Genomic DNA, 19,923 nt, shown 5'->3' with positions numbered 1-19,923 from the left:
CCTAAGACATATAGATGTTTAGTGTCGCGAAAAACAGTGTATTTGTCAATACACTCATCTGAAAAATTGTAAACCCATCTCTTCCTGGGATAGAGTTACTCTGATGTATTTCATGATCAGTCCTTATGGCTTTTCATAAACTATGAATATAAGATTTTTATAGCTGGTCATCATATATAGTTTTATATATATACATAACTAAAACAGTATATTTTAACCTGGAAAAAAGGCAAGTTACGTATATTTACTCTTAAAAATAGCCAAAATTTGTTAGAAAATAACTTTTCTGGCGACAAAAACCTGAGTAAAACTGTTATACTTGTGAGTAAAAATAATCTATGCTATGTACTTAATAGTACAGTATTGTTTTTAACATTAAAAATTGTATCTAAAATCATAAAAAATACACAAGACAGCAAATGACAACACAAAAACAAAAAAATTTTCCAAAACAGCCAATAGAGATAACAAACTTTACTGAAAATTTATCTTTTGCTTTGTTACGCTTGCTTGGCTATAGTCTCCTAGTCTTTTCTCTGATTGATTACGCTGCAATCCTGATACCCCCACAGTTAACCAATCCCAATTGGGAATTTCAAGCAATGGGACAAATGGTGGATCATGTATGGTCTATTTTGCTGGGATTAATATTTGTATTTTTATACAACAAAGGCAGCATTATTAAATCTGAACAGATTTCCATATTAAAATTTTTATCGTGGATAGGTTTAGGAATCGGAATTTTTTATTTATTGATGTTGCCTTTGGGAATTAATAACAGTCTGACCATATATAAGAATATCAATAATCAATTTCTCAACCAACAGGGACAGCAACAAGAACAATTGGAACAGGTAAATAAAAAGCTAAAATCCACTGATTCCATCCAAGACCTAAATAACTTAGCCAGAATTTTAAATCTTCCCAATGACAATATTTCTAGTCAATCAACCCAAGACTTGAAGAATAAATTATCTCAACACATTCAAAAATTGGCTCAAAATTCTATCAACACTGCCAATGCTGCCAAGCAAGCACAGGTAAAAAGTTTAATGAAAAATGCTGTGAGAATAAATTTAGGAACAGTAATCTCAGGTGTTTGCTTAATTACTATTTGGAATATGACTCGTTGGATACGCATTATAGATAAAAATCCTGGATAGTAATAGGACTTAAAATGTTTACCAGTAGTCAAAAACTGAACGCAACTATCAAAGGATTTTTGAGCCAATTCCAATCTTTACTGTTGGTTCATAAATTTTATTTGCTAGTTATTTTTACAACTTTGGCAGTTTTGCATCTAAATATCATTAAAAACCATCAAATAGAAGGTGAAAAAATTACATTTTATGCCGTTTATTGGGGGGGGATTCTATATTTATTGTGGCAGTATCGGCAAGCAAAGAATAATCCCAGTTGGCTCTCTAGTTTTTTGGGTGTAGGATTGCTATTTATAGTCATACTTAGACCTATAAATCTGTGGCATTTGGATATGATGTTATTTAGAATTGGTCCAATTGTTGCTGGTTTAGGTGTAGGTTTACTATCTTTTGGCTTTACAGGATTAAGGCATTATTGGCGCTTATTTTTATTATTGCTCCTAATGCTTTTTCCCTTTGAATTTATCAATGAAATTTTTAATTCTCGCTTACATTTTAGTGAAGTAACTGCTGCTATTTCGGCTTTCTTACTGCATTATTTAGGATTTGGTGCTACCCATTCTGGAACTTTTGTCAAATTGCCTACTGGATCTGTAGATGTCCTATATTACTGTACTGGAGGGCTATTAATCGTATGGCTGCTACAACTAACTTTGTTGATTATAGTAGTGGTTTTTCCCTTATCTTGGCAACAAAAGTGGGGATTAGTTATATCTGCCTTCGCAACGGGATTTCTAGTTGGTTGTATTCGCGTTGCTTTGTTAGCTCTGCTAGTTAACAATCGTAGCCTTTTTGACTATTGGCACAGCCACAGTGGGGGAACAATTTTTATGGCGATCGCAACTATTACTTATGCAGCCTTATGTAATTGGATTCTACCAGTGGAATTTTTATCTCCATCAGCTAACCCTAAACCAACTATAGAAATTATAGATCCCAAGAGACGCTTGCTGCTAATTGCTACCTGGCTAGGAATTATCCTCACAGCTTTCTATTTAATAGCCAGCAAAAAACCCATAAGTGCTGGTATTTTTCCCGATACTATAGCTATGAATAGTTGGCAACAGGTCAAAGTCAAGTCTCTAAGTAAGTACAAATATAAAAATCCCACCACTGATAAGTTGGAAATAGTGGAATCTGGAAAAGACTATAGCTATTTCAAAAACGGTCATAAATTGGCAGTGCAGATGCGTTATGTGGTGAATACGAGGGGTCAGTCTAACCCCTTTGTGTACCACCTAAGTCAGAACTTGCTTAAGGATAGTCAAAACAATATCAAACAGTTAAAAGAAGTTGGTTACTATACACTCTATAACGATAGCAAGCAAGCTTATCTAACAGCCTGTATTAATCCTCGGGGAGGTAGTACCGTGACTTCATCTCAATTTATGAAAAATCGGTATAAATACGATATTATCTCGAATCGTTTCCTACCTTGGATTGCAGGACAAAACCTGATCAGAGATGACCGCTGTATATGGACACAATTATCTATTCCTTTGGATGGATATGTGGCGCATGAAATTTATACAGTGTTAGAATCTATCTGGAATGATAATTATGCTACATGGCAGTCTTTGTTTCTGACCAAATATTAAGTATGATATTTGTATCATTTACTCCTAATAAATTCATATTTGCTTTTTCAAATTTATTAATGATCAGAATGGTCAGTTTCAAGGCGGTAAGTGGGTAATCTATAAAAGTAGAAACTTGAAAATATACTTTTCAAAAAGCAATTTTTTAATTAGTGTCTGTTTTTAAACAAATACAAAAGAGTATAAATCCGTTGATTTAGACTTGGTTAGAGTTCAGTCATGATCATGTTTCGTTGAATAACCAGGCGTTTGCTATTAATCTGAAAAACTATGCCGAAAACACCAAATTATCGGATTATTCATTTGTCTAAATATTATCCTCCAGACCGTGGTGGAATAGAAACTCATGTACAAACTCTAGCTCAAAGTCAAGCTGCTATGGGTGCAGCAGTTCATGTAGTGTGTGTTAATGCCTTTGATCAAAAAGGACAATTATCTAAAAGAACCCAAACTATCGAAGAAAAAGATGGTGATGTCAGTGTAATACGTATGGGTCGGCTTTTATCATTAGCAAGATTTGATATTTGCCCAGAACTTCCTACAAAATTATGTCAACTTGTTAAAGAACCAAATACCCTACTGCATCTGCATACACCTAATCCCACAATGCTGATGGCTTTGACAATACTACGCCATCGCTTACCTTTAGTAATTACGCACCATAGCGACGTGATTAAACAAAAAATATTGAAGTATGGATTACGTCCATTTGAACATCTAGTTTATAGTAAAAGTTCACAAATTTTAACAACCAGTTCACCATACATTCAAGGTTCAAAATTTTTACATTTTTACCATGATAAATTAAGTTATTTGCCTCTTGGGTTAGATGCCTCTAACTACAGTCAACCTAATCACAAAGCCGTTGCTTTCAGTCATAGTTTGAAAGAGAAATATAAAGGGCCAATCTGGCTTGCTGTTGGTAGATTAGTCTACTACAAAGCATTCCATATAGCAATTGAAGCATTACGTCTGGTTCCTGGAACACTCGTGATAATTGGTGTTGGACCTCTAGAACAAGAACTAAAAACTCTAGCGAAGAAGTTAGGAGTAGAAAACCGAATAGTCTGGTTAGGTCGTGTGAATGAAGATGAACTAGTCGGTGCTTATCATGCTGCAACTAGTCTTTGGTTTCCTTCTAATGTCCGCAGTGAGGGCTTTGGTTTAGTCCAAGTAGAAGCAATGGCTAGTGGTTGTCCAGTAATTAATGCCAATATTCTCTGTAGTGGTGTGCCTTGGGTGAGCAGACATGAACAGGAAGGTCTAACTGTACCAATTAATGATTCAGTGGCTTTTGCTGAAGCTGCACAACGTATACTGTCTGAACCTGGACTCAGAAATAGACTCGTTAAAGCAAGCCGCAAACGAGCCGAGTATTTTAACCACAAAACTATGGCACAACGCAGTTTTAAATTTTATGAAACTGTTTTAAATCAAGAGCGCAACTATACGGTTATCCCAAAACCAGTGGATTTGTTATGAAGGTGCTGCACATTTATGCAGGAAATTTGTTTGGTGGAATAGAAACGCTGCTGGTGACACTGGCAAAAGCACAGGGTTTATGTCCACAGATGCAGCATCATTTTGGTTTATGCTTTGAGGGAAGTTTATCACATCAACTACAAAGCTTAGATGCACCTTTACATCTATTAGGTAAAGTGCGGATAAGTCGTCCTTGGACAGTGTGGAAAGCTAGACAACAACTCCACCAACTATTGAGACGAGAGAAATTTGATCTAGCGATTTGTCATTCTTGCTGGCCGCAAGCGGTTTTTGGGTCAACTGTCAGAGCTAACAATTTACCATTGGTCTTTTGGTGTCATGATGTGCTGAATGGTAAACATCCCTTGGAACGTTTGGCCAAGTTAGTACCACCAGATTTGGTAATTGCTAATAGTCATTACACCCAAGCATCTGTACCAAAACTCTATCAAACCGACAGCGATACTCTTTATTTACCTGTAGCTTCTCCAAATACTGGTAATCGTGCTGCCATTCGTTCTACGGTGAGGGCTGAACTTAGCACCCCTGATCATGCAGTAGTTATTGTCCAAGCATCTCGTCTAGAACGCTGGAAGGGTCAAAGTATGTTAATTTCAGCCTTGGCTCAGTTACGTGACATACCTGGTTGGATATGTTGGATAGCTGGAGGAGTACAACGTCCTCATGAGGCAGAATATTTGCAAGAACTGGAGGTGCAAGCACAAACACTTGGCATTAGCGATCGCGTATTATTTCTAGGACAACGGACTGATGTACCATACTTGTTAGCTGCTGCGGACATTCATTGTCAACCTAATACCGGGGCTGAACCGTTTGGTATTGCGTTTATAGAAGCTCTTTATGCAGGTTTGCCAGTGGTAACAACAGCTATAGGCGGAGCAATGGAAATTGTCGATGACTCTTGTGGACGTTTAGTGGCAGCTAATGATATTGATGCTTTGAGCAAGGCTTTAGGAATGCTGATTTCTAATCCGGATGAAAGAGCCTCTCTTGCATCTGGAGGAAAAGCCCGGGCTGAGTATCTTTGTCATCCAGAAAGGCAAATCAATCGACTTTATCATCTCCTTTCTCAAGTTGTGGAACAGCCGACTGTGGCTTGATTTTATCGGATGAGAAAAACCGGGCGCTACAAAGCCTGGGTGCGAGAATTGGAGAAGTTAACTCAGCCAGGAGGTTAGTAGCCGATTAAAATTTTACTAACTAATGCCAACAAATACTCTTAAAATAGATTACACTAATTCCGGTCGTCTACTTTTTACATCTTGGGACTAGCCGAAAAGTCTGAGGTTTCGTGAGCGTGTATTTAGTGCCAATATTTTGTGTGTAGGAAAAAAATAAATAAGGATATGTTTAGAGAAATTATTAAACAGGTTCTGGCATTTTTCGATTATGAACTCAGAAGACGTTCCCGTTACTTCGTTGATGCTTTTCAAGACCAAAAAAAACTCCTACAACAGCAGCATGTAAAGTGTATTTTCGATTGTGGAGCTAATATTGGTCAGACGACAGCTAAGTATAAACAGTTGTTCCCAAATGCGACCATATACTCTTTTGAACCTACACAAGAAACATTTGATGTTCTCTGCCAAACATTCAAAAGCGACGAATTGGTAAAACCACAGCAATTATCTGTTAGCAATCTCACAGGTCATCAACAGTTTTTTGTATACAAAGATAGCCAGTTAAATTCATTATCAGCTATTGATTCACAGTCAGACAGATATATGCTTTCTTTAAGTGATTCAGTAGAATATACTAAGGTTGAGAGTATTACTCTAGATGAATTTTGTGAGAGAGAAAAAATAAAGGAAATTGATATCCTAAAAATGGATATACAAGGTTCGGAATTACTAGCATTACAGGGCGCAGTTGGTTTATTAAAAAAGCAGGAAATATCTCTAATTTATCTAGAGATCTTTTTTGGACAATTGTATGACCACCAAGCCAATTTTCATGAAATAAATAAATTGCTGCAAGAATATAATTACATCTTATATGGAGTCTATAATCTTACTCGCTTGTCAGATGGTACTCTTGGTTACGGAGATGCAATATTCATCAGTTCTGACATCAAAAATAAGTTACCGCCTTTCTTATAGCGCGTTAGTTAGAGTTGATACTTATTGGTGATTCAATATCACCATGTTAAATTCACATATAGTTTTAATACCTAATATTTCTTAGATGAGTTCACTAATGAAAATAGACGATAAAGAACAAAGCCCAAATAAAGAAAACTCTCTAGTAACAATAGTAATTGCTACTAAAAATCGTGCTGATTGTTTACACAGCTTGATAGATTCAATTCACCAACAAGATTATAAAAACATAGAAATAATTATTGGTGATGATGGTTCGGATATAGCTATCAATATAATCGAACCCGATATCAAAATATTCCGCAGTAATATTAGCAGAGGAGCTTGTTTCATTCGCAACCGCTGTCTGGAAATAAGCCAAGGTGAGTTCATTATTATTTTTGATGATGATACGGAAATTAGAGATCCTTCCACAATTACACGAGCTGTTACTCTTGCCGAAGCTCATTCTGATGTAGGTGCAATTGCTTTTCATCAAATATTTGCTGACGGAACATCTCAAGCATTTCAGCCAGCAAATGTGGATTATTTATCTTATATTGTGACACCAGCTTTTTATGGCTGTCTGCTGCGTAGAGAAGCTTTATTAAAACTAAAAACTGGCTTGATTGAAGAATTCAATTATTACTATGAGGAAGTAGAATTGACTCTGCGGCTATTAGATGCAGGATATAAAGTTATTTATGATCCTGAATTAAAAGTTATACATTATGCTGATGATAGAGGGCGAAATTGGCAGAGAATTAGGCGTTTGTGGGCGCGTAATGCCATGCTGACAGCATTCTTGCGATATCCTTGGTTGGCGGTTTTCCCGGCATTAATAGCTACTATTATTACCTTTTTACGGATGCAAGATGAAAGAAGACAACACGATTGGGCTGGGGTATTTTGGATAATTAGCAATTTGACTAATCTTGTACCTTTTGCGTTATCCAATCGCTGTCCTATAAAAAACCAGACTTTGAAGTTATTCAAACAACTTCGTAATCAACCTATGCCTGTTGTACCTCAGAAAGTCAATGACTTTACGTAATCAGATGGATATATGGCTTTGAAAACAAATCAGAATTTACCCGTTTCATCTCCGATGATCGCAAAACTACACTGGACGTGGGCGCACACCTTTATTGTGGTACAGTTTGCTCTGCAAATATTACTCTTAATTCCAGGAATCGGTTTTTTACGAGCGCCAATACGGATTGCTGCTTTTGCTGTTGGTTTGTTTTTATTGGTGTGGCTACCTACGGCTGAAAGAAAGAAGCATCCAGCCACTATGCCAGCAATGATAATACTGGCAATTATGCTGTTACAGTTTTGTCTCAATCCTTATATAAATTCAGTAACAGCTGGAGTAGCTCAAGGAGCTATGTATCTTGCTATTCTCAGTCCTCTTTTTTGGGTCAGAGGTTTAAAAATTACACCTACTGCTTTTGAAAGTTTAATGTTTCTGATGTGGGGCATTAATACCTTAAGCGCAGTTGTTGGAGTGTTACAAGTATACTATCCCGGTAAATTTCAGCTATCTCTATCTACAGTTATTAAAAACAATCCCTTTGGTGGAGAGAATTTATTAATTACCTTGGCTAACGGACAAGAAGCGTATAGACCGATGGGGTTAACCGATGTACCAGGTGGTGCAGCTAATGCAGGTTTCTATGCTCTTTTATTTGGTGTTGTTATTGCTCTCAAACACAAAAATCCGATTTTAAGGATGGCTGGTGTTGCTAGCGGTGGTCTTGGTTTATTTTGTATTTACCTGACTCAAATCCGTTCTGTATTAGTGTTGGCTACAATTGCTATGGTGTTTTTGGCAATTGTCTTGCTGAGAACAGGACAAATTGCCCGTGCAACAACTATGCTAACAGGTGTAACAGGTTTATTTACCGGTACATTTTTTTGGGCGATCGCTATTGGTGGACAGTCAACCCTAAAACGTATCTCTAGCTTATTTAGTTCTTCTCCTCAAGAAATTTACCAACAAAATCGCGGGTATTTTTTACAAAATACTATTGATAAGTTACTGCCTAAATATCCTTTGGGTGCAGGTTTGGGGCGTTGGGGGATGATTAATAAGTATTTTGGCGACAACACGGATTTAGTATCCCAACCGATTTATGTAGAAATCCAATGGACAGCATGGTTGCTGGATGGAGGAGTACCACTGATATTGGCTTACGTTTTTACCCTTTACTGGGCGTGTCAAACGGCCTGGAATATTGCTATCAATCGTCAATTGGGAGATTTTGCCCTGTGGGGTGCCTTGGTTTTTGCTTATGACATTGGGGTGTTGGCAATCACTTTCAACTACCCTATTTTTATGAGTCAGGGTGGGATGGAGTTCTGGTTACTGAATACAGCACTGTTTGTAGCTGCTAATCATATTTTGGATCAAAAACCCTTAGATGTGTGATGAAATCTTATTTGCTAGTAACAGGTGATTTTGTCAAAACAGGTGGGATGGATAGAGCCAATTTTGCTCTAGCTGACTATTTGGCTAGACAAGGGGAACAGGTACATTTAGTAGCCCATCGGGTAGCCAATGAGTTGTTAGCATATCCCCATGTTCAATTCCATCAAGTGCCGAAAATAGGGAATTCTTATCTCCTCAGTAGTCCTTTACTGAATAGAACAGGGCGCATTTGGGCAAAGCATTTGGCTTTGGAGAGTGCTAGGGTCTTAGTCAATGGTGGTAATTGCCAATGGACTGATGTGAATTGGGTACATTATGTTCATGCAGCTTACGAACCTAATCATCAAACTGGGTTGTTGCATCAGTGGAAAGGATTTGTGTCTCGGCGGCTGTTTTTAGATCAGGAAAAACAAGCATTAAAATCTGCACGGGTAATAATTGTTAATTCAAACCGTACTAAACAGGATTTAATGGATAAGTTGTCCATTTCTGAACACAAGCTGCACACAGTTTACTATGGCATTAATCCGCACATATTTTACCCAGCAACACCAGCCCAAAGAGCCGCACTACGTCAGCAGCTAGGATGGGCAGAAGATAAGACAGTGGTAATATTTATTGGTGCTTTGAGCGATCGCCGTAAAGGATTTGATACACTGTTTACTGCTTGGCAACAGTTATGTAAATCTCCCGATTGGGATGCAGATTTGGTAGTAATTGGTGTTGGAGCAGAATTACCTTTATGGCAGCGTCGCGCCACTGATGCTGGTATTTCTAATATTCATTTTTTGGGATTTCGTTCTGATGTTCCCAACTTGTTACAAGCTGCTGATTGCCTAGTTGCTCCCACTCGTTACGAAGCTTATGGTCTGGGAGTTCATGAAGCCTTGTGCTGTGGTTTACCAGCTATAGTCAATGCTAATGCCGGAGTAGCAGAACGCTATCCCCCGCAGTTACAAGACTTATTAATTCCTCATCCTGATGACGCTGTTGATTTGGCAACGCGATTGCAAAAGTGGAGTAAAAATAAAAAATATTACACTAGTCTAGTATCTTCTATTGCACAGGAATTAAGAGGTTATACTTGGGATGATATGTCTAAATCTATTTGGCAAATTATATCATGAACTACCCCAATAATCTTGAAACTATAGCAGTATGCACTTGAATGAGATACATTATAGTCCCCTCATCGCTTGCGGGGAGGGGGTTGGGGGTGGGGTTCTTGTATCTCACTCCACTAAGAATCGCTATATCATAGCAATTAAAATGAGGGAGCAATTGATAAAAAAATGAAATTAGAAAAAACCTTGTTAAATTTATGCCCCAAATCTTTACGTCTTCCAGTTAAGTATCACTATCAGAAAATTAGAAACAGGCTCGAACCAGAAATTTTTTATCTTCACCAGTTAGGAATTACTCGCAATCGGGCAATTGATATAGGTGCAAATTCTGGAATTTATACTTATGCCCTTTCTCATTTATGTAATGTAGTTGAAGTTTTTGAACCTCAATCTTGGTGTACAGAAAATATACTAGCATATAGTAAATTATTCCCAGCTAATATTAACGTTTATAACGTGGGTTTAGCAAATTTTAATGGCTCATTAAATTTACATATTCCTGTCAGTGAAGGTGATTATTCACAATTAGTCACAGGCTTGGGAAATTTAAATACTGGATTAAGTAGTTTTAGAAAATTAGAAGGTGAACAAAAGACCATTGAAGTTCCAGTTCATAAGCTAGATGATTATCAATTTCAAGATGTTGGTTTTATTAAAATAGATGTTGAAGGTTATGAATCTCAAGTCATTGCAGGTGCTAGTCAAACTATTTTGCGAGAAAAGCCAATTCTGCTGATAGAAGTTGAAAATAGGCATTTGGATGGTAAATCGATCACAGATGTATTTGAGCAAATATATAAATTTGGATATGAAGGCGAATTTATCTACAAAGGTTGTTTAATGAAACTAGCTGATTTTTATCCTCAAATTATAGCCAAACAAAATCATTTTTTAGAAGATAAATCCCAGCAGACTTATATAAATAATTTTATTTTTAAACCATTATCTTAAAAATGAAAGAAAAATTGCGTATTATTTTGTTAATTCCCGTACCACCGTTACCCATGGGAGATGCTGCGGCCAGATGGTTTTATGTTTTAGTAAAGGGTTTAGTAGCACGAGGTCATAATTTGACTGTATTTGTTGTTTGTAACCAGTTAGAAGAAATTGACAAAGTTAATCATCTTTTTCCCAAACCGGATTATGATTTACGCTGCTATCTGATTCCCAAGCGGCTACCAGGAATTATCTCTAAAATTGAAACTTTAAAACGTCCTTATTCCTATATATTTAGTTCAGAATTACGAAAAGATTTAGCCGCAGAACTTGCCAAGCCTTATGATATTCTGCATTGTGAAGTCATTTGGAGTGGTTGGTTAGGAATTACACATAAAGAACGAGCAGTCATTTCTATTCATTACTTATTTTCTTTAGATGGGACATTTGAAAATCAACCATCTTTACAAATGAAATTAATCAAGTTTTTTACATATCGCGCTGAACAGAAACTATTAAAGACTTTTCCGAGAATCATTACATTGTCAGAACGTCTCACCCAACATATTCAAACCATTAATCCTGAAGCTGAAATTTATACAGTTCCCTTGGGAATAGATTTTTCATTTTATCCATTTGATAAACACAAGCATATCAATCCACAACCAATAGTAGGGCTAATTGGTAGCTTTAATTGGACACCATCCTATACCGCAGCAGAAAGACTGTTAACTAGGCTATGGCCAGAAATTAAACGCCGTATTCCAGATGCTAAACTGCAAATTGTAGGGCGATATGCTAAAAACGCACTGGCGAAATTTACTGATATAGAAGACTTGGAAATTCATCAGGATGTACCAGATACTTTACCCTATTTTGCAAATATGGATGTCATGCTATATGCACCTATTTCAGGAAGTGGGATGAAAGTAAAAGTAATGGAAGCTTTTGCTTTAGGTACACCCGTTGTTACTACATCTGATGGTGTTGAAGGTATTCCGGCGGAAGATGGTATTCATGCAGGTATTAGTGAAGATGATCAAGGTTTGATTGACAGGACTGTAGAATTATTAAATAATCCAAATTTACGACAAAAAAGTAGACTAAAGGCTAGATATTTAATCGAAAAATATTGTAATCCGCAGGTGACGATAGCACAAATTGAGCATATTTATAATGAGATGCTAAGATGAAAAATCTTCATGCGGTAATAGCTGGTAGTTTGCATACGGGAAATATTGGCGATAATACATTAGTGAAAGCATTTATTAATCAGCAAAGAGAAAACTATCAAAAGCTAACTATATTAGGTAAAGCTAATCAGGATTTATTATCTCTAGGTGAGATGATAATTTATCCACCGCCTATGGCTATTGGCTATTGTTTTTGGTACGGTTATAAACGGGAAGTTTCAACCTGAGTATTCAAAGCTAAAAGCTGGTATGAAAGCTCATCAAGAGGCTTTGGTCGATTTATCTTTGTTCATTAAAAATTAAGTAAAATAAGTAAGACAGAATTTTGTTTTATGAAAATTGCCTTTAACGCTAGACTCTTAAACTCTCCTACACTCAGAGGATGGAATCGTTATACTGTTAATCTTCTGGCGGAGTTATCATCTTTGGGTATAAAGCTTTTTCTTTATTCTGATAGTCCATTACATGAAAGTCATTTAAAAAGATTAGAAAAAGATAGTTATCAAGTCCGTATTTCTCCCCCTATGCGCTATATTTTATGGGAACAGTATTGGTTGCCAAAACAATGTGAAAAAGATCAAATAGATATCTTACACTGTCCTATGAATTTTGGTCTTCCCTGGTCTAGCCCATGTCCTCGCATCCTGACTTTACATGATGCCATAGACCAAGTTTATTATTCTCAAAATATACGTTGGCATCAAAATTTTAGTTTGGCTAATATCCAAAATCAAGCTTATCATTGGATTGCTAGAAATAGAGCGGATCATCTTATTACTGTTAGCCAATATTCAAAACAAGATATAATCAAATTTTTACATATTCCCGAAGATAAGATTACAGTAATCTATGAAGCTGCTGATACAAGGTTTCATAATGAAGTAACTCAAGCAGAACGCTTGCAGGTGAGAAGTAAATATCAACTGCAACTTCCTTATATTTTCTATATTGGTGGTTGGGAAAAACGCAAAAATATTCCATTTTTAATTCAAGCTTTTGCAGAAGCTAATTTAAATGGTGTAGAATTGGTGATTGCTGGTGGTAAAGACGAACAGCGTGATACACTTGTGGAATTAGGAAAATCATTAGGTGTTACAAATCCTTTGCGTTTATTAGGTTGGGTAGATGATGCAGACTTACCAGCACTTTATGCTGAGGCGTTTTGTTTTGTTTATCCTAGTGAATACGAGGGTTTTGGTTTACAATTATGTGAAGCAATGGCTGTTGGATGTCCAGTTTTAGCAGCTAGAAGCACTTGTTTACCAGAGGTTTTAGGTGATGGTGGAGAAACTTTTTCACTTTCTAAAACTAGAGAATTAGTTAATTTATTACAGCAACTAAAAAGCGATGAATCCTATTACTATGATTTAGTAAATAAAGCAAAAAAACGTGGTCGTAACTTTAATTGGCAAGTAACTACTCGACAAACAAAAAGTGTTTATCAAAAAATTCTGTAAATATTATTCTTATGCAAGAAAATCTAGTTTATTTGAATTATTGGAAAAGAAAAGAGTTATTAAAATCAGGAAATCCAAAATTTTCTGTGCTGAGATGGTGGGTTTCATTGGAATTATGTGAAGTTGAGCAAGTTTTTTTTAATCTAGTTAAAAATCAAGATACTCTGCTTGATGTAGGTGCCGGTGATCTCAGTATCATGCGAAAATTTCAAAAAGCAGGTTATTCAGGACAATATCATACACAGGATATAGGAGAGGAATTCCAATATCATTATACAAATTTAGATCAAATTAATCATCAATATGCAGCTATTTTATGTCTAGATGTGATTGAACATTTACAACTATCAGAAGGTTTAGCTCTGATTCATAAACTGATCAATTTATTAGCGCCTGATGGTGTGTTGATTATTCAGACTCCTAATGGCAGGTGCGTGAGAAGTCCATTAATTTCAGATATGACGCATTTGCATTGTTATAATTTACCTGATTTATGGGCTTACTTAACTTCTATGGGTTTACAAGTAGAAGGATATAGAGTGGTTTTTGAAGCAGAACATAGACCCTGGATCAAGCGAGGTTTAGAATTACTAAATAAATATATAATTACTCGTATTTTGGGTCTTGATTATGCCGATAATATAGTTGTAATAGCTCATAAATCTCCCCTTACTTAATAAGAAGTATATATGATATTTACAAAAAATTCTATTAACTACCGCATAAATCCAATGGATTGAATACAAATAATATGCAACGAACTGGACGCTCAGTAGTTAACTTTGGCTCTGGACTTATGTTACAGGTAATGACTCTGAGCATAGGTATATTTAGTACACCATTGCTGCTGCATTGGCTAGGTGATGAACGCTATGGCGCATTTCGCGCTGCTAATGATTGGGGAAATTATCTCAATCTTTTAGAGTTGGGTATTAGTGGTTCATTATTGGCACTGTTAGCAAAAACAGTGGGAATTGGAGAACATCAGCAAATCCGCCTCACCCTGGCAACAGGTATTAAAGCCTACCTAAAAATCATGATTGTGATGGTATTGGCTGGAGTTGGGTTAGGTTTGTTCATTACTCATCTTGTACCAGTTCAAGGAGTTTTGGTCAGTGAACTACAAAAAGGTTACTGGTTAGGATTCCTGGCTGTTTTGTTGTTGCCATTAACCCCTTTCCGACTTTTGGCAGATGCCAGCCAACGCAGCTATTTTGCCAACGTTTTTATCATGTTTCAAAGCTTGTTAATCACTGGGTTAGCTCTTTTGCTGGCATGGAAGGGGTTTGGTATTACTGGACAATTCGTAGCTGTACTTGTTGGCAATATTGGGTTTCAAGTTTTGATGTGTTGGGATGGGTTGCGTCGTTATCCAGATGTTTTTTCAGCGATGAAAGATCATCAAGCCCAAATTCCCATAGAGAAAGAACTTTGGCAACTCAATTGGTCAACATTTACTCTCAATCTTTCAGGTCGCTTAGGTTTGTTTACCGATAATATTATTATTTCTTATAGTCTCAGTCCCGCTACAGTTGTACCGTTTTTTGTCACACAACGTTTAGCGACATTGGCACAGGCACAAATACAAGGAATTGGTAATGCTACTTGGGCGGCTCTTGCTGACCTCTATGCTAAAGGAGAAACAGAAAGATTTAATGCTCGTCTCATTGAACTGACGCGGTTGGTAGCAGTGATGGGAGTAACTTTTATGGTTGCGATCGCATCTTATAACCATCATTTTATTACATTGTGGGTAGGAGAAGATCGTTTTGGTGGTGATGGACTCACCCTACTCGCAGCCTGTAATGGATTCTTACAAGGGCTTTTATCGCTTTGGGGATGGTGTTTTGGTGGTACTGGCAAGCAACCTAAATTAGTTCGGCCTACAATGCTGGCATCTGGAATTAATTTTTTATCCAGCCTGATCTGCACTCACTTTTTTGGTATTATTGGTCCGCTGTTAGGTACTTTTATTGCATTTACAACCGTTAGTTTATGGCAATTGCCTCTATTACTGCGAGAAGTATTTGGTACATCATTGAAACAGCTTTTTTTAGCAGTCGCTCAACCCTTAGCAATTGGAATTCCTTACGGTTTAGCAGTTTGGTGGATTGCTAAAAGCCACACTCCTTGGAACTGGTTAGGATTAGCTACAGAAATGGGTTTGACAGCACTAATCTACTTGGTTATAGCGTGGTTATTAGTATTGAATAAATCTGAGCGTCAGCAGTGGATCAATAGGTTACGTATACTGTTTTCAATCTTTCATCGCAAGTAAATTTTTAGCTTGATCAAAAAGAAGCCTCTCGCCTACCCGAAACGGGAGGCGATGAGATGAATTTTTGGGCGATGACGAGTTGACCTCCGACCATTATCAACCGTTAGGTTGATTAGGGAGTGGGGTCGAAGAGGAATCGCCCTTCGGGTTCGGCAGTTTCGACTCGACGGAAACCGCCAAGACTCGAACTGCCTCACCAGTTTTTTGGCTTGGCAGCCTATCGATCCAGTCTTCAATAAGTTGAGTAACCGTCTTTTCCTTGCTTTGTGCATAAAGTCGTAGCTTATTCAATCTGTTCTCAGAAAGCCTTAAATTTAATCTTCCAGTTTTCATGTAAAGACGTACAATGTATGTCTTTATATGTTAATATATAAATGGTCATTGACCCACTCACACGGCTGTAAACAAAATGAAGTAGCGGTACGACGCTTGCGGAGGTAACTAGCGTGAGTAAGGGGGAAGAGAATTTGCCACTGGAACGCATAGGCACACTCCACGTAGATTCTCGGATTAACAATTAAACTACCTGCGGAAGGCGGGTGGCTGCCTGGGTTCTGGCTTGTCCAGATAAAGGGGGAAACCCCAGAGATGCTACATCAGACTCGGAGCGTTTTTGGTAACGCACATTGTTCATCAATGTTCCTAACAGAGCAGTGGTAAATGAGACAGGAAGCCTACACTGTATACTTCGTATACAGTGTAGGTACTTCACGCTGTACTCTTTATAGCTGCGATGCTATAGACATTTTCTGTATCTGGTTTTGGACATTGAACAAGATTAATCTTTAACAAAAGCGAAACATCATATTGTTTTTGTTGAAAAAAGTCAATACGTCCAAAGGTATATTCAGACTATTCCTCCAGATAGATGAGGTATGAGAGAAATAAATTATATCTTCAATAATGAGACGTAATACTAGATAAAAAATTATCTAACTACTTCGTCACCAAATTGCAGCCTACCTATTTATCTAATTTTTCTGCTAAACACCCCTCTCCCCAAAAGAGGCATTAATGACTTCAAATTATCCCTCTATAGTATGTAGAAACTATGGAGGGATTTTTGTATTTTGCAAGCCCTATTTATGATTTAATGCTGGCGTTGGTAGCGGCCAATTAATTCTGCTTTTCCCAAAACATGGCCTTCTATTTCTCTTATAATTTGGCTTTTACTAGCACCAGTTGCTAAACTCAATTTTTGATCTAAAGCATAAAGTTGGAAAAAATAGCGATGGCTTCCACTAGGGGGACAAGGACCACCATAACCCAAATTACCAAAATCATTTTTTCCCTGTACACCACCACTAGGAATATTTTTACTACCAATTATTTTTTCTGGTAGTTGCTTAACTGTAGGGGGAATATCATAAACAACCCAATGCACAAAAGTCATTCCTGGTGCATCTGGATCATCAACAATCAATACTAAACTTTGCGTTTCCGATGGAATTTCATGCCAAGTTAAAGGTGGGGAAATATCTGCACCATCACAGGTATATTTTGCAGGAATTAAACCATTATCTACAAAAGCACTGCTGGTTAATTTCATAGTTTTTCCTGTCTTAGAGGATGGAAATTATAATTAACCCCAAAATAGCAAAGTGTAAGTTATAAAAACTCACCTTTTAGTTATACATATCAAGATAATGTCCCCCTATGAATTATCCCCTACCACTTCAAAAATGCTTCTTCAACTCCTTTTTCTCTCCTGATTTTCGCATCAATCTCAAACCAATTAATGATTTGCTTCGCTGTCAATTCCTCAATCGGTACATCATATTCCTTGGCAATATGTTGTAAAATCCGTAAGGAGGAAATTGTCAACCTTGTTAAAAACTTCTCAGGAGAAGATAATAAAGCTGCATCAACTTGAGCAGATTCGTCTAGGGTTAAAAATTGAGTTGATGATTGATTAGGTGAAATATCCATAAGATTTCAAGTTCTGTTTAATTACAAAATCGTCATTCTAGCATTAAACCATATTATTGTAACCCTTGAGTAATGAAGATTGTTCTTTTCATTAAGTTAATCAGGAAATTTGTGTTTTTAACCAACTCCGAAAATTCCTAATCATTGCCACCTCACCCACTTGTAAACTAGAACCTAAAAACTGAGGAACTTCTGTATTTAAAGGTAAATTCGCAAAGGTTGGTGAACCATTGCAAGGAATATATTTATCCTCAGATAAACTATAAATTTGCATCACAGGTTCATCATAACGCCAAACTTCAGGAACACCTAAAGCTAAATAAATCGGTAATTTATCAATAGAAGAACTAGCATAATCAACTTCTATTACTAAATCAGGTGGAGGATCTTGAGTTAAATTTAAACTGGTTTTATTTCTCATGATAGGTTCATTTTGTATATAGAAACTAGAATCAGGTTCTACACCTCTAGATAAATCTTCTCTTTTACAAGTCAATGAACCAGTGCTTTTGACATTGAGATTTAACTCTTCAACTAAAACAATAATTAGGTTTTGTAACAAACGGTTATTATGTTCATGGGGCATTAATGGAGTCATGATTTCTAAGATTCCCTGATTATAAGTAAATCTGTGATGGCGATCATCACCTGTTTCTAATAAAATTCGTTCAAAAGTATTCCAAGAAATATTATGGAGGGTGACGCTATTGGTGTGATTAGGTGCTAGAATTACCATATAAATTCATCTCGCAGTTTTAATTATTCTATTATATCACTATAATCAATTTCCATTAGAAAAAAGGATTTATCAAAGGGAGTTGATAGCATAAGGTTGTCTATTTTTAATTTTGACTTATGAACATTCAGCAAAAACTTTACCGAAAGCTATAGCTGAAGTTTTAATAATGTTTAATTGCGAACTTGTGTTTATACTAAATCATATTATTGTAAGAAAGAGAGACTTCTAAAAGATTGGTTAAACGCCAACCAGGAGACATTAATTGACCTAAAGTAATACTACCATCACCCAATTTTAACTGAGATTCCAAAGGATTATATAAACAAGATTCTGCATGTAAGTTTTCTGCTTGATTTCCTTTAATTCTGTTAAGATAAGCATCTCCTAAGTTCAGTTGTAACTTTGCCCAGTTAATAGGATATTCTAGCAACGTATGAACAGGTAATGCTGATTTAAAATTATAAATTGCCTCTTCTAAATTATCTTTCTTTTCACCCTTAGGCTTGATTACAAGCTAATATTGCTTTTTCTAAATTTTCTGCTTTATCCTCCCTTATTCTATCAACATAAACAACACTAAGATTCGCTTGTATTTCTGCTCAAGCACTTTTGTTTATACTCTTTATAAAATCTGCATTCATTTCCCAGCCAATAATTGCTATTTCTAGGTTTATTTCTTTATTTCCTAAATAAAATTGGTTTATTATTTCACTAAATAATGATACTTTTACAGATAATATTAATACTTCTTTAGAAATAGGTTGAGATAATTGTTTTGACAGCCATACAGAATACCAATCAAGAAATTCATCATTTATAATTTCCAACTTTCCTGCTAAAAATTTGTAAACTTTCTCTGTATTTTTAATATTTTTATAACTTGTTTGTAATGCTTCTTTTAGAAAAAAATAAAATTGTGAATTTTTATTTTGTGTATTGTTGTAATCTTTTTTATTTCCAAATCCCTTATCCATATTTATTGCCCTTTTATTAAATAATAATTACCCTAAAATATCCGTCAACTTCTCCATCAAATCTTCTGCTAATTCCAACAACTCAACCTCATCAATATCACTATTACCAGAAGCGCGACTACTTCCAGAAACCAAAACATCACCAACTAAAAAATCCTTAGCTGCAAAAATTCGATCCTTCTCCGTTAATTGACTCAAACAATATTCTAAACCACCAATAATTTCATCAAGAGATTTATCCTGTAAATGTTCCCTCACCTTCGCCGCAACCACATCATCACTTTCTAAGAAAGTGGTAATTTTCTCAATATAACCCGGTTCATCGTCATCATCACCCCAAGTTTCTAACCAATCACCATCAACATCATCACAATATAAATAGGCAGCATCTAACCCATATTTCATAATATCATCTTGTAATTGCTGTGCAGCTTTTACAGATTCTAAAAAACTTGCTAATCTTTGTTGATGGTTAGATAATTTTTCGGCTACCATAATTAATTACCTCTGGTAAAAATATATC

20 protein-coding genes are annotated in these 19,923 nt (G+C 36.3%); 14 read left to right on the top strand and 6 right to left on the bottom strand.

Annotated features, from left to right (window positions below; genetic code table 11):
• Positions 1-419: 419 nt before the first annotated feature.
• The 14 genes from ACLLO5_RS17570 to ACLLO5_RS17505 all read left to right on the top strand — a co-directional run bounded on the left by ACLLO5_RS17570 (position 420) and on the right by ACLLO5_RS17505 (position 15,758).
• A complete protein-coding gene (locus tag ACLLO5_RS17570; protein ID WP_413171771.1) occupies positions 420-1,163 on the top strand; it encodes an HpsJ family protein in 744 nt (247 codons plus the stop codon).
• A gap of 14 nt (positions 1,164-1,177) precedes the next feature.
• Complete coding sequence (locus ACLLO5_RS17565) at positions 1,178-2,758, top strand: cyanoexosortase A system-associated protein (protein WP_413171770.1); 1,581 nt, start codon at positions 1,178-1,180, stop codon at positions 2,756-2,758.
• 270 nt (positions 2,759-3,028) lie between these two features.
• Positions 3,029-4,240, top strand: coding sequence for a glycosyltransferase (locus tag ACLLO5_RS17560; RefSeq protein ID WP_413171769.1), 1,212 nt, complete (start codon positions 3,029-3,031; stop codon positions 4,238-4,240).
• Positions 4,237-5,361, top strand: coding sequence for a glycosyltransferase family 4 protein (locus ACLLO5_RS17555; RefSeq protein WP_413171768.1), 1,125 nt, complete (start codon positions 4,237-4,239; stop codon positions 5,359-5,361). The genes ACLLO5_RS17560 and ACLLO5_RS17555 overlap by 4 nt, the downstream gene beginning before the upstream one ends.
• Before the next feature lie 246 nt (positions 5,362-5,607).
• The gene (locus tag ACLLO5_RS17550; RefSeq protein WP_413171767.1) at positions 5,608-6,360 is read left to right on the top strand and encodes an FkbM family methyltransferase; all 753 of its coding nucleotides are present in this window, start codon (positions 5,608-5,610) and stop codon (positions 6,358-6,360) included.
• Between the two features lie 97 nt (positions 6,361-6,457).
• Positions 6,458-7,393 (top strand): glycosyltransferase family 2 protein, encoded by a 936-nt coding sequence (locus ACLLO5_RS17545; RefSeq protein ID WP_413171766.1) that lies wholly within the window; start codon positions 6,458-6,460, stop codon positions 7,391-7,393.
• A gap of 12 nt (positions 7,394-7,405) precedes the next feature.
• A complete protein-coding gene (locus ACLLO5_RS17540) occupies positions 7,406-8,770 on the top strand; it encodes a hypothetical protein (RefSeq protein WP_413171765.1) in 1,365 nt (454 codons plus the stop codon).
• Positions 8,770-9,897, top strand: coding sequence for a glycosyltransferase family 4 protein (locus tag ACLLO5_RS17535; protein ID WP_413171764.1), 1,128 nt, complete (start codon positions 8,770-8,772; stop codon positions 9,895-9,897). Before ACLLO5_RS17540 ends, ACLLO5_RS17535 begins: the two co-directional genes overlap by 1 nt.
• A 165-nt stretch (positions 9,898-10,062) precedes the next feature.
• Positions 10,063-10,845 (top strand): FkbM family methyltransferase, encoded by a 783-nt coding sequence (locus ACLLO5_RS17530; protein WP_413171763.1) that lies wholly within the window; start codon positions 10,063-10,065, stop codon positions 10,843-10,845.
• Positions 10,846-10,847: 2 nt separating this feature from the next.
• Positions 10,848-12,023 (top strand): glycosyltransferase family 4 protein, encoded by a 1,176-nt coding sequence (locus ACLLO5_RS17525; protein WP_413171762.1) that lies wholly within the window; start codon positions 10,848-10,850, stop codon positions 12,021-12,023.
• Positions 12,020-12,250: a hypothetical protein gene (locus tag ACLLO5_RS17520; protein ID WP_413171761.1), complete on the top strand. Its 231-nt coding sequence runs from the start codon at positions 12,020-12,022 to the stop codon at positions 12,248-12,250. The genes ACLLO5_RS17525 and ACLLO5_RS17520 overlap by 4 nt, the downstream gene beginning before the upstream one ends.
• Positions 12,251-12,355: 105 nt before the next feature.
• Entirely contained in the window at positions 12,356-13,480 is a 1,125-nt protein-coding gene (locus ACLLO5_RS17515) for a glycosyltransferase family 4 protein (RefSeq protein ID WP_413171760.1), read from the top strand.
• 11 nt (positions 13,481-13,491) lie between these two features.
• Positions 13,492-14,157: a class I SAM-dependent methyltransferase gene (locus tag ACLLO5_RS17510; protein ID WP_413171759.1), complete on the top strand. Its 666-nt coding sequence runs from the start codon at positions 13,492-13,494 to the stop codon at positions 14,155-14,157.
• A 74-nt stretch (positions 14,158-14,231) separates the two neighbouring features.
• Positions 14,232-15,758, top strand: a complete 1,527-nt coding sequence (locus ACLLO5_RS17505; RefSeq protein ID WP_413171758.1) for a polysaccharide biosynthesis C-terminal domain-containing protein — start codon at positions 14,232-14,234, stop codon at positions 15,756-15,758.
• Between the two features lie 1,090 nt (positions 15,759-16,848).
• Here ACLLO5_RS17505 and ACLLO5_RS17500 read toward each other — a convergent pair.
• The 6 genes from ACLLO5_RS17500 to ACLLO5_RS17475 all read right to left on the bottom strand — a co-directional run bounded on the left by ACLLO5_RS17500 (position 16,849) and on the right by ACLLO5_RS17475 (position 19,895).
• Positions 16,849-17,307, bottom strand: a complete 459-nt coding sequence (locus ACLLO5_RS17500) for a YbhB/YbcL family Raf kinase inhibitor-like protein (RefSeq protein WP_413171757.1) — start codon at positions 17,305-17,307, stop codon at positions 16,849-16,851.
• Between the two features lie 119 nt (positions 17,308-17,426).
• Positions 17,427-17,687: a hypothetical protein gene (locus ACLLO5_RS17495; RefSeq protein WP_413171756.1), complete on the bottom strand. Its 261-nt coding sequence runs from the start codon at positions 17,685-17,687 to the stop codon at positions 17,427-17,429.
• 100 nt (positions 17,688-17,787) lie between these two features.
• The gene (locus ACLLO5_RS17490; RefSeq protein WP_413171755.1) at positions 17,788-18,423 is read right to left on the bottom strand and encodes a Uma2 family endonuclease; all 636 of its coding nucleotides are present in this window, start codon (positions 18,421-18,423) and stop codon (positions 17,788-17,790) included.
• A gap of 196 nt (positions 18,424-18,619) precedes the next feature.
• Positions 18,620-18,856 (bottom strand): hypothetical protein, encoded by a 237-nt coding sequence (locus ACLLO5_RS17485; protein ID WP_413171754.1) that lies wholly within the window; start codon positions 18,854-18,856, stop codon positions 18,620-18,622.
• Between the two features lie 169 nt (positions 18,857-19,025).
• A complete protein-coding gene (locus ACLLO5_RS17480; RefSeq protein WP_413171753.1) occupies positions 19,026-19,400 on the bottom strand; it encodes a hypothetical protein in 375 nt (124 codons plus the stop codon).
• Between the two features lie 27 nt (positions 19,401-19,427).
• Positions 19,428-19,895 (bottom strand): hypothetical protein, encoded by a 468-nt coding sequence (locus ACLLO5_RS17475; protein ID WP_413171752.1) that lies wholly within the window; start codon positions 19,893-19,895, stop codon positions 19,428-19,430.
• Positions 19,896-19,923: the final 28 nt, after the last annotated feature.

Source organism: Anabaena azotica SJ-1 (assembly GCF_047275885.1).
GTDB classification, from domain to species: Bacteria; Cyanobacteriota; Cyanobacteriia; order Cyanobacteriales; family Nostocaceae; genus Trichormus_B; species Trichormus_B azotica_A.
The sequence above is the reverse complement of the archived record's forward strand: the minus strand, read 5'-3'. Positions and strand labels throughout refer to the sequence as shown.

Excerpts from the sequence above, each read along its gene's own strand:
- ACLLO5_RS17570 (WP_413171771.1), top strand. The coding sequence starts at position 420 with ATGACAACACAAAAACAAAAAAATTTTCCAAAACAGCCAATAGAGATA.
- ACLLO5_RS17535 (WP_413171764.1), top strand. The coding sequence starts at position 8,770 with ATGAAATCTTATTTGCTAGTAACAGGTGATTTTGTCAAAACAGGTGGG.
- ACLLO5_RS17560 (WP_413171769.1), top strand. The coding sequence starts at position 3,029 with ATGCCGAAAACACCAAATTATCGGATTATTCATTTGTCTAAATATTAT.
- ACLLO5_RS17495 (WP_413171756.1), bottom strand. The coding sequence starts at position 17,687 with ATGGATATTTCACCTAATCAATCATCAACTCAATTTTTAACCCTAGAC.
- ACLLO5_RS17505 (WP_413171758.1), top strand. The coding sequence starts at position 14,232 with ATGCAACGAACTGGACGCTCAGTAGTTAACTTTGGCTCTGGACTTATG.
- ACLLO5_RS17475 (WP_413171752.1), bottom strand. The coding sequence starts at position 19,895 with ATGGTAGCCGAAAAATTATCTAACCATCAACAAAGATTAGCAAGTTTT.
- ACLLO5_RS17480 (WP_413171753.1), bottom strand. The coding sequence starts at position 19,400 with ATGGATAAGGGATTTGGAAATAAAAAAGATTACAACAATACACAAAAT.
- ACLLO5_RS17500 (WP_413171757.1), bottom strand. The coding sequence starts at position 17,307 with ATGAAATTAACCAGCAGTGCTTTTGTAGATAATGGTTTAATTCCTGCA.
- ACLLO5_RS17515 (WP_413171760.1), top strand. The coding sequence starts at position 12,356 with ATGAAAATTGCCTTTAACGCTAGACTCTTAAACTCTCCTACACTCAGA.
- ACLLO5_RS17520 (WP_413171761.1), top strand. The coding sequence starts at position 12,020 with ATGAAAAATCTTCATGCGGTAATAGCTGGTAGTTTGCATACGGGAAAT.
- ACLLO5_RS17565 (WP_413171770.1), top strand. The coding sequence starts at position 1,178 with ATGTTTACCAGTAGTCAAAAACTGAACGCAACTATCAAAGGATTTTTG.
- ACLLO5_RS17510 (WP_413171759.1), top strand. The coding sequence starts at position 13,492 with ATGCAAGAAAATCTAGTTTATTTGAATTATTGGAAAAGAAAAGAGTTA.
- ACLLO5_RS17555 (WP_413171768.1), top strand. The coding sequence starts at position 4,237 with ATGAAGGTGCTGCACATTTATGCAGGAAATTTGTTTGGTGGAATAGAA.
- ACLLO5_RS17550 (WP_413171767.1), top strand. The coding sequence starts at position 5,608 with ATGTTTAGAGAAATTATTAAACAGGTTCTGGCATTTTTCGATTATGAA.
- ACLLO5_RS17525 (WP_413171762.1), top strand. The coding sequence starts at position 10,848 with ATGAAAGAAAAATTGCGTATTATTTTGTTAATTCCCGTACCACCGTTA.
- ACLLO5_RS17490 (WP_413171755.1), bottom strand. The coding sequence starts at position 18,423 with ATGGTAATTCTAGCACCTAATCACACCAATAGCGTCACCCTCCATAAT.
- ACLLO5_RS17530 (WP_413171763.1), top strand. The coding sequence starts at position 10,063 with ATGAAATTAGAAAAAACCTTGTTAAATTTATGCCCCAAATCTTTACGT.
- ACLLO5_RS17540 (WP_413171765.1), top strand. The coding sequence starts at position 7,406 with ATGGCTTTGAAAACAAATCAGAATTTACCCGTTTCATCTCCGATGATC.
- ACLLO5_RS17545 (WP_413171766.1), top strand. The coding sequence starts at position 6,458 with ATGAAAATAGACGATAAAGAACAAAGCCCAAATAAAGAAAACTCTCTA.